General features: G+C 62.8%; 15 protein-coding genes and 1 tRNA gene. 10 read left to right on the forward strand and 6 right to left on the reverse strand.

Annotated elements, in window-relative coordinates; all coding sequences use genetic code 11:
• Positions 1–104: 104 nt before the first annotated feature.
• Positions 105–1,139 (forward strand): patatin-like phospholipase family protein, encoded by a 1,035-nt coding sequence (locus JGU71_RS05060; protein WP_199702967.1) that lies wholly within the window; start codon positions 105–107, stop codon positions 1,137–1,139.
• 13 nt (positions 1,140–1,152) lie between these two features.
• Here the strand turns inward: JGU71_RS05060 and JGU71_RS05065 are convergent, their stop codons facing one another.
• Positions 1,153–1,767 carry a TMEM175 family protein gene (locus JGU71_RS05065; protein ID WP_199702968.1) on the reverse strand — a complete coding sequence of 205 codons (615 nt, stop codon included), beginning with the start codon at positions 1,765–1,767 and terminating at the stop codon, positions 1,153–1,155.
• A 206-nt stretch (positions 1,768–1,973) separates the two neighbouring features.
• On the opposite strand from JGU71_RS05065, the gene JGU71_RS05070 reads away from it, so the two are divergent.
• The 4 genes from JGU71_RS05070 (at position 1,974) to JGU71_RS05085 (ending at position 6,427) form a co-directional block, all read left to right on the forward strand.
• Complete coding sequence (locus tag JGU71_RS05070) at positions 1,974–3,803, forward strand: AMP-dependent synthetase/ligase (RefSeq protein ID WP_199702969.1); 1,830 nt, start codon at positions 1,974–1,976, stop codon at positions 3,801–3,803.
• A 99-nt stretch (positions 3,804–3,902) separates the two neighbouring features.
• Positions 3,903–4,412, forward strand: a complete 510-nt coding sequence (locus JGU71_RS05075; RefSeq protein ID WP_199702970.1) for a nitroreductase/quinone reductase family protein — start codon at positions 3,903–3,905, stop codon at positions 4,410–4,412.
• Between the two features lie 86 nt (positions 4,413–4,498).
• Positions 4,499–5,413, forward strand: a complete 915-nt coding sequence (locus JGU71_RS05080) for a MerR family transcriptional regulator (protein ID WP_199702971.1) — start codon at positions 4,499–4,501, stop codon at positions 5,411–5,413.
• A 36-nt stretch (positions 5,414–5,449) separates the two neighbouring features.
• Positions 5,450–6,427: an MOSC domain-containing protein gene (locus JGU71_RS05085; RefSeq protein WP_199702972.1), complete on the forward strand. Its 978-nt coding sequence runs from the start codon at positions 5,450–5,452 to the stop codon at positions 6,425–6,427.
• Position 6,428: 1 nt separating this feature from the next.
• Here JGU71_RS05085 and JGU71_RS05090 read toward each other — a convergent pair whose 3' ends face one another.
• The 3 genes from JGU71_RS05090 to JGU71_RS05100 form a co-directional block, all read right to left on the reverse strand.
• A complete protein-coding gene (locus tag JGU71_RS05090; protein WP_233528848.1) occupies positions 6,429–6,710 on the reverse strand; it encodes an SH3-like domain-containing protein in 282 nt (93 codons plus the stop codon).
• Between the two features lie 80 nt (positions 6,711–6,790).
• Positions 6,791–7,498 carry a thiocyanate hydrolase subunit gamma gene (gene scnC / locus JGU71_RS05095; protein ID WP_199702974.1) on the reverse strand — a complete coding sequence of 236 codons (708 nt, stop codon included), beginning with the start codon at positions 7,496–7,498 and terminating at the stop codon, positions 6,791–6,793.
• 34 nt (positions 7,499–7,532) lie between these two features.
• Positions 7,533–8,375, reverse strand: a complete 843-nt coding sequence (locus tag JGU71_RS05100; RefSeq protein ID WP_199702975.1) for an SH3-like domain-containing protein — start codon at positions 8,373–8,375, stop codon at positions 7,533–7,535.
• Positions 8,376–8,594: 219 nt separating this feature from the next.
• Here JGU71_RS05100 and JGU71_RS05105 point away from each other — a divergent pair, with 219 nt between their 5' ends.
• The 5 genes from JGU71_RS05105 (at position 8,595) to JGU71_RS05125 (ending at position 11,228) form a co-directional block, all read left to right on the forward strand.
• A complete protein-coding gene (locus tag JGU71_RS05105; protein WP_199702976.1) occupies positions 8,595–9,218 on the forward strand; it encodes a CYTH domain-containing protein in 624 nt (207 codons plus the stop codon).
• 66 nt (positions 9,219–9,284) lie between these two features.
• Positions 9,285–9,965, forward strand: coding sequence for a nitrile hydratase subunit beta (gene nthB / locus JGU71_RS05110; protein WP_199702977.1), 681 nt, complete (start codon positions 9,285–9,287; stop codon positions 9,963–9,965).
• Complete coding sequence (nthA, locus tag JGU71_RS05115; protein WP_199702978.1) at positions 9,962–10,552, forward strand: nitrile hydratase subunit alpha; 591 nt, start codon at positions 9,962–9,964, stop codon at positions 10,550–10,552. Before nthB ends, nthA begins: the two co-directional genes overlap by 4 nt.
• Entirely contained in the window at positions 10,549–10,869 is a 321-nt protein-coding gene (locus JGU71_RS05120) for an SH3-like domain-containing protein (protein ID WP_199702979.1), read from the forward strand. The genes nthA and JGU71_RS05120 overlap by 4 nt, the downstream gene beginning before the upstream one ends.
• Positions 10,870–10,994: 125 nt before the next feature.
• A complete protein-coding gene (locus tag JGU71_RS05125) occupies positions 10,995–11,228 on the forward strand; it encodes a hypothetical protein (RefSeq protein WP_199702980.1) in 234 nt (77 codons plus the stop codon).
• Between the two features lie 79 nt (positions 11,229–11,307).
• Here the strand turns inward: JGU71_RS05125 and JGU71_RS05130 are convergent.
• Together JGU71_RS05130 and JGU71_RS05135 are read right to left on the reverse strand one after the other, a co-directional pair.
• Positions 11,308–11,380, reverse strand: a tRNA-Ala gene (locus JGU71_RS05130).
• Positions 11,381–11,563: 183 nt separating this feature from the next.
• A complete protein-coding gene (locus JGU71_RS05135) occupies positions 11,564–12,313 on the reverse strand; it encodes a DsbA family protein (protein WP_307829501.1) in 750 nt (249 codons plus the stop codon).
• Positions 12,314–12,336 lie beyond the last annotated feature (23 nt).

Raw genomic sequence — 12,336 nt, forward strand, 5'->3', positions numbered from 1 at the left:
CAACACGTTGAACTTGTTACAGGGTTGCTTGCAATTGCTAGCAGTGATGTTCGGCACGGCCCGACAAGGCCATTTTCCCATGCATACCGGGATAAAATCAGGCAATGGTAGAACCTCGACGCATCGCACTCGCCCTCGGCAGCGGAGGGGCTCGTGGCTATGCGCACATCGGAGCAATCAACGAGCTGGAGAGTCGCGGCTTCGAGGTTGCCGGTGTCGCGGGATCCTCGATGGGCGCCCTGATCGGTGGCGTCTATGCCGCGGGCAAGCTCACCGAGTTCACCGAATGGGCGCTCTCGCTCACTCAGTTCGAAGTGATTCGGCTACTCGACCCCTCCATACAGGTGGCAGGGGCGATTCGTGCCGAGAAGATCCTCGACCACATTCGCGAGATCCTCGGCGACATCACTATCGAAGAACTGCCGATGCCCTACGTCGCTATTGCGACCGACCTCGTCACCGGACGCGCCGTGTGGTTCCAACGAGGTGCTGTAGACACCGCTATCCGCGCGTCCATCGCGATTCCCGGCGTCATCTCCCCACTGCTGACACACGGTCGCGTCCTCGCCGACGGTGGCATTCTCGATCCGCTGCCCGTCGTTGCGACGGCGGGCATCGACGCCGACCTCACGATCGGCATCAGTCTCAGCGGGGATGCTCCCGGCCATGACGACTGGGCGACTCCGGCCACTCCGGCCGACCCTGGCGCTCTCAACGAGTGGGTCGGCAAAATCCGACGAAGCGCCGAGCAGCTCAGCGCGCCGGTCACCTCCGTCATCGAACGTTTCGCGGCTGCGTCCGCCGACGACGAAGACGAAAAGGCAAAGGCAGCTGTCGAATCAGCCGCCGAGACAGACGACGACGAATGGCCCAACCTGGGCCGAATCGACGTGATGAACCGGTCACTGGATGTAATGCAGGCAGCATTGGCCCGCTATCAGCGTGCGGGTCATCCACCCGACGTCCTCATCGAGATTCCGCGGACTGCCGGTCGCACACTCGACTTTCACCGCGCTGAAGAGTTGATCGAGCTCGGACGCAACGCTGCCGCCAAAGCGCTCGACGACGCAGGTCTCACCGGACCGGGAGACTCGACGAGTGCTGCCGAGCTCACCGAGCCACAGGCCGTCGACGCCTGAGCCAGTTCGGCTTCTACGAAGCAGGTTTCCGTTCGAACCGGTGCCACACGTCTACGAATCGCCCGGTCAGGAACAACAGCAGTAGCGGGTAGTAACCCGTCGCCGGGATCGCCGTTGTGAGCGCAAGGGCAACGACGAGAATCGAAAACGTCGCAAACGCTTGCTTCGGGTCCGGCGCCTGTGCGCCACTACGCAAGGCGGGATTCCGAGCGACCGCCCACGAGAGCACGGCCAGCGCTCCAGCACTGGCCGCCATGGTGCCGACGTACAACGCGCGCGTCGATGTTTCATCCGGCGGACTCGACGATGCGAGTGCCGTCGGAAAGGGCAGGAAGACAATGGTGAACGCCCAGCAGGTCAACGTCTGCGTTGCGGGACCATCGAGGTCGATCACGTCACGCAGAATGTGATGTTGCGCCTTCCAAAATCGGAAGATCACAACGAAACTCAGGCCGAAGGCCAGCAGTTCTGGCACGTGCTCACGAATCAGATCCACGGCCGATCCCGTGTAATCGGTGGTGAGATCGACGAGGGGCAGGATCAGCAGCGTGATGGCGATTGCAACGATCGCATCGATGAACGTCAGGAAGCGGTCGACGTAGCGACCGCGTCCGCCCGGCTCTGTCATGTCGTCAGCGTAAAACGGTCGCCCGATGCGCCTAATGACGATCCCCTGCCGCTCCCCCCGCGAATCAGACAAAACGTGCGCACGGTGGTAAGTTCTGGCGCTGTCGGTAGTTGTGACAACCGCCACTATCACTTCGACACGACACTTCGTTCAACGATGACGATCCCCCGAGCGAACCGCAGCCCGGGCAACCACTTGGAGTGGGCATGACTGACACAGATATTGCGTTCCAGCACGCGTCGGGAAAGAGCGTTCGTACCCTTCCCGAGGCCTTTCAGGAAACCGTCCGGCTCCAGCCGTCCAGCGTTGCGATTCGCACGCCCGGCGATGTCCAGACGATCACCTGGTCGGAGTACGCACAACGTGTACAGGCGATCGCCGCCGGCCTGGCAGGGCTCGGCGTGAAAGCAGGCGACACCGTAGGCATCATGCTGCGCAACCGGCCCGAGTTTCACCTCGTCGACACCGCGGCGCTGCACCTCGGCGCGACGCCGTTCTCCATCTACAACACCAGCTCTCCGGAGCAGATCGCCTACCTGTTCGGCAATGCCGAGAACACGGTGGTCATCACCGAGCAGGTGTTCCTTTCGCAGATCAAGGCGTCCGGCGCGGCACTCGAACACATAGTCGTCGTGGACGGAACTGCCGAGGGCACCATCTCCCTCGCCGAGCTCGAATCGACCCCGGCTCCCGGCTTCGACTTCGAATCCGCTTGGCGTGCAGTACAACCCGACGACCTCGCAACGCTCATCTACACGTCGGGCACAACCGGCCCGCCCAAGGGCGTCGAGCTGACCCATCGCAGCATCATCGCCGAACTGCTCGCTCTGAATCCGTATCTCGATGTCGGGTTCAACGATCGAATCGCGTCCTACCTGCCTGCCGCACACATCGCCGACCGGGTTTCCGCGCACGCGGCCAACCAGGTTCGCGGCATCCAGATCACCTCGGTCATCGATCCTCGCGAGATCGCTGCGGCTCTCCCTGACACGCGTCCGACGATCTTCTTCGGTGTGCCGCGGGTGTGGCAGAAGGTTCGTACGGGCATCGAGGCCAAGCTGGCCGAAGAGCAGAGTCCGGTCAAGAAGAACCTTGCAGGCTGGGCAGTCGGTGTCGGCAAGAAGGCCGCACGACTGAATATCGAAGGCAAGAGCCTTGGCCCTGTGCTCTCGGCACAGCACAAAATTGCCGACACCCTTGTGCTTTCGAAGGTTCGTCACGCTCTCGGCCTCGACCAGGTGCAGCTCGCGATCTCCGGCGCGTCCGCGATCCCCGTCGAGGTGCTGGAATTCTTCCTCGCCATCGGCATCCCCGTACAGGAGGTGTGGGGCATGTCGGAGTCGTGCGGTGGCACCACACTGACCGACCGCGAAAATCCGAAGATCGGAACCGTCGGCAAGGCACTTCCCGGTATCGAGCTCAAGCTCGGTGAGGACGGCGAACTGTTCATCCGCGGCGCCGCCGTGATGCGCGGGTACCGCAAGCAGCCCGACAAGACAGCCGAAACGCTCGACGCGGACGGCTGGTTGGCGACCGGTGACATCGGCACGATCGACGACGAAGGCAACGTCAAGATCGTCGACCGCAAGAAGGAACTGATCATCAGCGAGTCGGGCAAGAACATGTCGCCGACCAACATCGAGAACGCAATGAAGGCGGCGACGTCGCTCATCGGCCAGGTCGTCGCGATCGGCGACGACAAGCCGTACATCTCGGCGATCATCGCTCTCGACCCCGATGCCGCTGCGGCGCGGGCAAAGGCGTTCGACACCCCGAATGCCGACATCGCGACTTTGGCTGCCCGAGAAGAGATCCGCAAGGAGGTCGCCGAGGCGATCCGAGCAGGCAATGCCAAGCTGTCCCGCGTCGAGCAGATCAAGAGGTTCGTCATCACCGACACCGCATGGGAGCCGGGCGGTATCGAGCTGACACCGACTATGAAGCTCAAGCGCAAGCCGATTGCCGAGAAGTACGCCACTGCGATCGTCGATCTCTACGACACGACTCCGCCGGCGTCGGTGGTCGACCTTCGGTAGCCGTCACCACGCATCGAATCGGGTCGGTGTGCACTCTTGACGAGTGCACACCGACCCGTTTTCGTGCACGCCGACCGAGCGCGGATCCATAATTGGACGATGTCCGACGAGGCGTTTCCCGATGTCCGCTGGGGTCGTGACCGGCCGTGGCTCAACAAACCGATCACAGCGTTCACATCCTCGCGGACGGGTTCGTGGATCTTCCGCAAACTTGTCCCGTACGACCACAAGCTGCTCGTCCGAAGTCGGGGTCGCTACACGATCCTCGGGCCGGTCGGTGTGCCGCTGTTGTTGCTCCACACCGTCGGTGCAAAGTCCGGCGAACGCCGAACCAATCCGCTGACCTATATGCGTTCCGGCAATCGAATCTTCCTCGTAGGCAGCAACTTCGGACAGGAGAAGCATCCGGCCTGGTCGTGGAATCTGCTCGCGAACCCGGACGCATCGGTGAGCATCGGCGGTGCCGAGATTCCCGTCACCGCAACTCAGCTGCACGGGGACGAGCGGGACCGCGCCTTTGCGATGTTCGTCGACTTCACAAAGACATACGAGAACTACACCGGACGCACCGACCGTGACCTGCGGGTCTTCGCCCTCGACCGACGGTAGGTCCGACGCTGTACTCCGCTACGATCGAAACCGTCCATTGAAAAATGGCACAGTCGAAGTTGTGACCGACGTTGCGAGGTGACGGTGTGACCCCTTCTCTACCGCCGCGCAAGCCTGCGCATCCGAGTCCGGTCGCCGTTGCTCTCGACAACATTCGCAAGGCGCCGGGTCGGGTCCGTCGTCAGTCTCGCGATGCAATCGGCGGCGCGGTCGCTCAATTGCTCGATTTGGCTCTGCTGCAACCGGATTCGAACAGCAGCGGCGAGTACCGCATCGACGACCTTGCCCGGCTGTCCGGCACGACAACCCGCAACATTCGCGCCTACCGCGAACGGGGACTGCTGCAGCCGCCTCGCAGGGTCGGTCGCCTTGCCCTCTTCGACGATTCGCACCTCGAACGGTTGAAGCTAATCTCGTCGATGCTCGATCGCGGGTACAACATCACCCACGTCCGCGAGATGCTCACCGCGTTGGAAGACGGCAAGGAACTTGCCGATGTGCTCGGACTCCAGGAAGCACTCGTCAAGAAGTGGTCCGAGGACGAGCCGGAAGAGATGAGCGTCGACGCCGTTCGGCGACTCGCCGGAGACCAGCACAGCCTCGACCGTCTCGTCTCTCTCGGGTTGGTCAGCCTCGACGGAGACAAGGCCATCGCCGCCCGCCCGAAACTACTGCGCGCGTTCGAGGCGATGCGTAACTACGGGATGGCAATGGACACGGTGATCGACGTCCACGAGGAGGTGTCGCCGTCGATCGACAAGATCAGTCGCACCCTCGTGGATGCCGGCGCCCAACAGGTGGCGAGGCGCTTCGACCCTGCCAAGCCGCGCGGCGAGGCCGATCTGACGGACCTGGCGAGCATGCTCGTCGAATTCCGAACGCTCGCGGTGAGTTCTGTAACTGCATCCCTTGCGATTTCGATCGAGCGAACGATCGAAACCGTCGTGGGGAACTTCCTCGCTGACCTGCTGGACAAACAATCCGAGCACGAGGCCGGCTGAGAGCTATCGCGAACAGATCGGGGTAGCTTTCAGTCCATGGTTGTCGGAACAATTGCCGAACTGTGGCGCTACCCGGTCAAATCGATGGGCGGCGAGCAGTTGCCCGATGCGCACATCGACGACCGCGCACTTCGAGCCGACCGGCTATGGGCAGTGCGGGACCTGGACCTCGGCGCCGTCACGACGGCACGTCGGTTGCCCGTGTTGCTCGGCTGCTCGGCCCGTTTCGTCGCCGAACCGCCTGCCGACGCGGGGCCGGGAAACGTCGTCGACGTCGTGGTCACCTTTCCCGACGGCGTAACCGTCACTTCGACGGACAGCGAGCGGATGGACGCGAAGCTGAGCGAACTGACCCGCAAGAACGTCTCGCTGGTATCGCTACCGCCGACCAGTGACAAAGGCGCCTACCGAGGAGTCCGCCCGAACAACGCCGACATCCGTCGGCAATTCGCAATCGAGGACGCCGACGATCTTCCTGATCTGTCGATGTTTCCACTCCGAAAATTGGCCGAGCTCGCCCTGTTTGCCACTCCAATAGGCATTTTCGCCGATGCCTACCCGTTGCACGTACTCACCACCGCGAGCCTGGCGACGATGGCGGGACACGAGCCGAACGGCAACTTCGACACCCGACGATTCCGACCAAATGTCGTCATCGACACCACCGCTGCCAACGGACTTGTCGAGCAGGGCTGGCTCGGCGGCATTCTTCGAGCGCCAGGTGCCGCGATACGCGTGGAAATCCCGACTGTGCGATGTTCGATGCCGCTACGCGAGCAACAGCACTACGGACTCGATGCCGATCCCAGCGTTGTGCGAGCGGTATCCAGGCATGCCGACAGATGCTTGGGTGTCTACGCGGACGTCGAGGAATCGGGTCGGCTGCGACAGGGCGACGCCGTGTCCTTCGAACCGCCTGCAGCACGAGGCGGCCTCGAATCGACGGTCGGACGACTGGCCGGGCGGCTCAAACGCAACGCGCTACGCGCCGGAAATCGCGTGCTGCCCGGGTAGTTCAGGCCTCGAGCCGTGCCCGGATGACGGCAAGCCTCTCCTGCAGTTCCGCCTCGTTGATAATTCCTCGCTCGACAAGCGAATGTGCAAGCGCGACAAGCTGATTCTCCGGATAGGGCAGGTCAGCGTAGACCGTCGCCGACAGCGCATCTTCCTCGTCGCGTCTGTCCTTGAAGTTCGGAGTATCGGCTTCACAATTCGAGCGGTCGAGCGCGTCGCAGATCCCGTCGAGACTGGTTTTCCACGGCGGCACGGGGTTGGTCACGCCGTACTTGGCTGCCATCCGTGGCCAGACCTGGTTGCGTTCCACGATCGCCTGCAGGGGCGCGATGTCGTGTGGCGTACTCACGTGATCTCCCTCCATCAAGGGATGGGATGGATGGCCGGACGGGTGTAGGTGATCACGTTGGTCGTCACACCTGCTTTCGGCAGCGCAACGCCGATCAGGCAGTCGCGGGTGACGATCTCGGCGAGCTGACTTTCGTCCCAGCCGTCGGTACCCTCCGGACGCATCGGCATCACCATAAATCTGTGCTTCTGATTCGAATCCTGCACCCGCACAGCAACACCCTCGGGCAGTACCAAGCCGAATTCGGAAAGAACCTGACGCGGCCAGCGAACCAGACGCCGCCGATAGTTCGGTGTGCGATACCACTCCGGCGAATTGCCGAGGATCGGTCGCGGGTAACACGAGCACAACGCACACACGATCACGTTGTGGACGTCAGGTGTGTCCTCGAGGATCGAGAAGGCGGTGAAATCGCTCGGGGTGCCGAAACCAGTCGGCTCCAGCCAATCCACACCGACCTCTTTGCTCGCGGTCATCGGTTCGCGCAGCGCCAAGGCCTTGAAGTCGGGATCGACCCAGGCCCGGGCAACGAGGTTCGCAGCCGGAGTGGGTCCGATCTGTTCGGCGAATTCGGTGAAGCGCCGATGTTCCTCGGCCGTGAAGATGCCCTTTTCGATGCACAGTTCACGCAGCGCGATCTCCAGCACTTCGAAGTCGGTGATCTCGTCGACCATCGGAGCGACAGTGCGAGTGTGGTCATGGTCGTGATCGTGGCCGGACATGAAATCCCTTTCTGGAGAAGGCAATCGGTGCGGACTAGGTCGCCGGAACGAGCCAGCGTTCGGGGATCTCGGTACGCAGGACGTCGTTGTCGGGTCCGGTGTAGTCGTCCCACAGGGTCGCCATATCGAACTTGACGACGTAGAACCACTCGGGTTTGGCGTCCTGGCGGTCCCACGTCTCGTCCTCGGGAGCTGGACTCTCGTAGGCGAGTGCGGCAATCTCCCCCACCGCACCGCGCACGTATTCCGGTGTGCGCGTGTAGAAAAGGGCAGGCAATTCACGTACCAGCACCGGATCGCCGACCTTGAATCGCGCTTCGCCGGCTTTGCCCGCGAAAATCTGCGGGTCACCCTTGCCGACCGCATGGATGTGATGGGTATTGCGCTTGACCGCAGAACCGTCGCCCTCGCTCTTGGGCTTAGCCTCGAGCGTCTTTCCCTCCTCCATGCCACCCTCGTAGCGTGCCTGGACCTCGAGCATTCGTTCGCTCAGTTCGGTGAGTCCGATGTACTGCTTCTCGGCAAGCACTCGCGCGACGGCGAGCAGCCAGCGCCCGTAGTAGGGAAGGCCGAGGTACATCGCCCGTCCGAGGTCGACGTTGCCGATCCGACGGCGCTCCTCCGACAGCCAGATCCCGCGCCACGCAAGCACTTCGCAGATCACGTACGTGTTGTGTTCCCAGATCTCGTACTGCTTGTTCTCGTAGCGCATCGGAGCGTCGGGTTCGCCGCCCACATCGTGGTCGGTCTTCAGATAGGCCCAGATGCGCTTGTGATCGAGGAGATCCGGAGTCGGCGCATTCGGCAACTCGGGATAAGAAGACTTGAGCCGGGCTACGAGATCCAAGGCTGCTGCGCGTTCTTCCGCCGTACTCATGGCGGCTCCCTTCGACACGGGAACTAACTTGACGTCGCAATCAAATGTAGATCTTGAACGCCGTCGCCGGACGGTTTCGTGCAATTCGTCCCGTTCGAATTTGCACGGTAGGCGGCTCCGCCGCTCGTGAGTCTTTTCGGCGCTCCCGCCCGCCGAAAAGACTCACGAGCACGGAGTGCCCTACGGCATACCGATCGCCCCACGTACTACGGTCTGGCTATGTCTGACACAGGTTTCGGCGACTTCGAGTTCGAGCGCAAGTTCTTCGTACACGAACTCCCGAGTTCGGCGGCCGCCGACCCAACTCCCGCGTTGATCGTGCAGGCCTACCTGTTCGCGGCGGACGGCTATGCGGTTCGCGTCAGAGTGCAGGGCCCCGCACCGGCCGAGCTACCGGAGACTACCGGCGACCTCGTCGACGCGCTAGGAGAAACGGCATTCGGAACCATGGCCGCGAAAGGACCTGCCATCGGTGGCACACGGTACGAAGCCGAACGCGAACTCGACGGACTCGTCGCCGGACAAATCGTGCGCCGCGCCGAGCACGTCATCGCGAAGGTTCGATACTCGCTGTGGATCGACGAGGACGGCTGGATCCTCGATCGGTTCCTCGGTACCAACGCGCCGCTCGTCGTCGCCGAGGTCGAACGCAGCGGACCCGTCGTCGACCTGCAGATTCCTGCGTTCTGCGCGACCGAGATATCCGAGGACGAACGATTCAAGAACGAGCGCCTCGCCTACCAGCCCTACGGCGAATGGGCCGAGGCGTACCGCCGAGAGCTCGCGCTCGTAGGACCCAAATTCGTCCACTCGCTCGGCGAGAATCGCCTCAGCGAAAGTTGACATGACGGCGGCTCTGCGGCCGCTGAATCACCCGCCGGTCGCGTCCGGACGGAATACAGTGTGACGATGCCCGAGATCCACGATCTCGGCGGTCGCGCCGAACACTTCGGACCTGTTCCCCACGATGCCGACGAGCAGCCGTTCCACCAGCGATGGGAGGAGCGGGTCTTCGGCATCGTGTCGATTCACTTGACGGCACAGCGCAAGACCGTCGACGAGTTCCGATCCGACATGGAGCAACTCCCACGCGAGCAGTATCTGCCGTCCTACTTCGGGCGTTGGCTCGCCGCATTGGAGAACGGCCTCGTCCGCGACAAACACCTGAGAGCCGGGGAGATCGACGCACGTGTGCGTAATCCGCCAGTCGACGTCGACCGCCCTGGCACCGCGCTCCTCGACCCGCCCCACCGTGCCCGCGTGGATCCGCATGTACGTTCTCCCCGCCCGTTCGCCGCAGCACCACTGAGTCGACACAAACCGGAATTCGCTGTCGGTGCCGCGGTTCGGGTCCGCGCGCGACGCGACGGGCATACGCGTCAGCCCGGCTACGTGACGGGCAAGGTCGGCGTCGTCGTCGCTCATTTCGGTTCCGCCGCGTTCCCCGATGCTCGGGCGGTCGGCCGACGCGAGCGGGCACAACATTTGTACACAGTCGAGTTCACCGGGCGAGAAATCTGGGGTGAGGCTGCCGAAGCGGATACAAGCGTGCTCATCGAGCTCTACGAGCCGTATCTGGAGGACGCGTGAGCACCGACGACGCCCACATCACCGCCCGCGTAGAGGCGTTGGAAGAACTGCTCGCCGAGAAAGGTCTACTCGACAGAGCGGCGGTCGATCGAGTGATCGATCATTTCACGGTCAACTACGGACCACTCAACGGTGCGAAGGTCGTCGCGCGTGCCTGGATCGACGACGAGTATCGAAAACGACTCTTGGCCAACGGAACCAAAGCGATCGCCGAGCTCGGCTTCGGCGGTCCCGAAGCTGCGCATCTGACGGTCGTCGAGAACACGTCGTCGGTCCACAACGTCGTTGTGTGCACGCTGTGTTCCTGCTATCCGTGGGCTGTGCTCGGGCTGCCGCCAGGCTGGTACAAATCGGCGGAGTACCGATCTCGTATGGTCGCTACGCCGCGTGCAGTTCTCACCGAGATGGGTCTCGCGGTATCTGCCGATGTTGCAGTGCGCGTGTGGGACAGCAGCGCCGAGACGCGTTATCTTGTCCTCCCGATGCGCCCGTCGGGCACCGGCGACATGACGGAAGGCGAACTGGCAGAGCTGGTTACCCGCGATTCGATGATCGGCGTTGCAGTCGCGCACGACCCTGGCCGATGAACGGTGCGATCCCTGTCGACGTGACGGGTCCGGCGGCACCGCCACGATCGAACGGCGAACTCGTTTTCGATGCTCCGTGGCAGCAGCGCGCGTTCGGCGTTGTGCTTGCGTTGACAGAGTCGAGAACGATCCAATGGTCGCGCTTTCGCGATGGACTGATCACCCGCATCGCGGAATCTCCCGACCGGCCGTACTGGCGATCATGGGCGGTGGCACTGGAGGACGCCCTGGCCGCGGCGGACCTGCTGCGGGTCGGCATCATCGATGAGCGTCAATCCGCGCTGGTCAGCGACCACCCCGACCACAACCACGGTTAGCCACATCACACCCCCTGCCTGATGTGACGAACACAACATTCATTCGGGGAAGACCTGGCCACCCGCGGGCGTTAACAATTGCAAGCAGTTGTTGCAACGACGCGCGACTTCGCGGAGGAGCCCAGATGATGATCCCCACGCTGACCGAATTGACACGACACCGTGCGCAGTCGAAGCGAGAGCGTTCTCGCCGACGAGCCGAGGCCATGCTGCGGCACCCATCCGCTGGACTCGCCGTAGCGCACGCGCCCGAGCTCGAAGTCGCTGAGGGATTGTTGCAACGCCAACTCGTCGAGGGAGAGATCGATCCGAGCCTCTACCGCGCCGAAATGCGTCGGTTGGCCCTCCTCGCCAGGTAAACCCCGGACCCGCCATACCTAAACCCTGCATTCACAAGAAAGCCGTTGAACCTCAATGAGATTCAACGGCCTTCTTCTGTGGAGCTAAGGGGACTCGAACCCCTGACCCCCACACTGCCAGTGTGGTGCGCTACCAGCTGCGCCATAGCCCCGTGCTTCACGATCGGTTGCCTGACCGCTCGACCGAAGTTACACCATCGGCACTTCGGTCAACAAATCCCGAGCTGGACCCTCGTCACTGTGCACCCGTTCGGGTCGGTGTGCGCTCAGCTGAGTGCACGCCGACCCGAAACGGTGCTGCCTGATACGTCGAGCAGCCGAGCCATCTCCTGTGATCAGCCCAGCTTCTCGATCCAGTCGGCCTTCGCGGTGTCGACGATCTTGCCGTCGAGCAGAGCAGTCGGTGTGACCTTGGCTCCGGCCGCCGCCATCACCTCACGGCTTCGATTGGCGCCGTCGGCAGCTTCCTGTGCCTTCGCTCCGCTCGCAACGCACTGCACGCCGGCGTCCGCGATCCCAGCGTCTTTCGCGAGCTGAGCGAGCTGCTCATTGGAGAGGTCGGTCTTGCCCTTCTCTTCGGGCTTGTTCTCGTCTGCGTAAAGCGCGACATGGAACTTGTTGTACGCGATCGCATTTCCAGTTTCAGCGACGCACCGGGTGGCGGCTGCTGCGCGGGTGGAGTAGTCGCCACTCGCTGACAGCTGATTGAGCCCGTCGAGCATGTGGTATCGAATCGCCAGCTTGCCGTCGTCGATCGCTTGGGCCATTTCCTGACCGAAGAGGTGCTCGAATTGCTGGCAACCGGGGCACATCGCGTCTTCGAACAGATCGACCGTGACAGCAGCGTCGGGACGTCCGAGACGCACTGCACCCTGGTCTTGGATCTGGACCTGCACCGCGGCATTGTTGACGGTGCCGTAGCCCTCGTTGCGCGGCTTGTCGCGATTGTTCTGCCAGATCACGCCGCCGATCACGACAATCGCGATCACGACGAGCGCGATGCCGCCGAGAATGTAGGTCGGCGCGCTCGACGTCGGTTTCGGCGTGTACTTCGAGCTGGCTTTAGCCTTCGGCTTGGCGTTCACCGGAAGTCCTTCACTTTCTCTCT

It is taken from the genome of Antrihabitans stalagmiti (assembly GCF_016482825.1).
Classification (GTDB): domain Bacteria; phylum Actinomycetota; class Actinomycetes; order Mycobacteriales; family Mycobacteriaceae; genus Antrihabitans; species Antrihabitans stalagmiti.

What these genes read in the sequence shown, in the direction of transcription:
- JGU71_RS05065 (WP_199702968.1), bottom strand. Translation starts at nt 1,767, where the DNA reads ATGACAGAGCCGGGCGGACGCGGTCGCTACGTCGACCGCTTCCTGACG.
- JGU71_RS05090 (WP_233528848.1), bottom strand. Translation starts at nt 6,710, where the DNA reads ATGGCAGCCAAGTACGGCGTGACCAACCCCGTGCCGCCGTGGAAAACC.
- JGU71_RS05100 (WP_199702975.1), bottom strand. Translation starts at nt 8,375, where the DNA reads ATGAGTACGGCGGAAGAACGCGCAGCAGCCTTGGATCTCGTAGCCCGG.
- JGU71_RS05070 (WP_199702969.1), top strand. Translation starts at nt 1,974, where the DNA reads ATGACTGACACAGATATTGCGTTCCAGCACGCGTCGGGAAAGAGCGTT.
- JGU71_RS05120 (WP_199702979.1), top strand. Translation starts at nt 10,549, where the DNA reads ATGAACGGTGCGATCCCTGTCGACGTGACGGGTCCGGCGGCACCGCCA.
- JGU71_RS05075 (WP_199702970.1), top strand. Translation starts at nt 3,903, where the DNA reads ATGTCCGACGAGGCGTTTCCCGATGTCCGCTGGGGTCGTGACCGGCCG.
- JGU71_RS05105 (WP_199702976.1), top strand. Translation starts at nt 8,595, where the DNA reads ATGTCTGACACAGGTTTCGGCGACTTCGAGTTCGAGCGCAAGTTCTTC.
- JGU71_RS05085 (WP_199702972.1), top strand. Translation starts at nt 5,450, where the DNA reads ATGGTTGTCGGAACAATTGCCGAACTGTGGCGCTACCCGGTCAAATCG.
- JGU71_RS05060 (WP_199702967.1), top strand. Translation starts at nt 105, where the DNA reads ATGGTAGAACCTCGACGCATCGCACTCGCCCTCGGCAGCGGAGGGGCT.
- scnC (WP_199702974.1), bottom strand. Translation starts at nt 7,498, where the DNA reads ATGTCCGGCCACGATCACGACCATGACCACACTCGCACTGTCGCTCCG.
- nthB (WP_199702977.1), top strand. Translation starts at nt 9,285, where the DNA reads ATGCCCGAGATCCACGATCTCGGCGGTCGCGCCGAACACTTCGGACCT.
- JGU71_RS05125 (WP_199702980.1), top strand. Translation starts at nt 10,995, where the DNA reads ATGATGATCCCCACGCTGACCGAATTGACACGACACCGTGCGCAGTCG.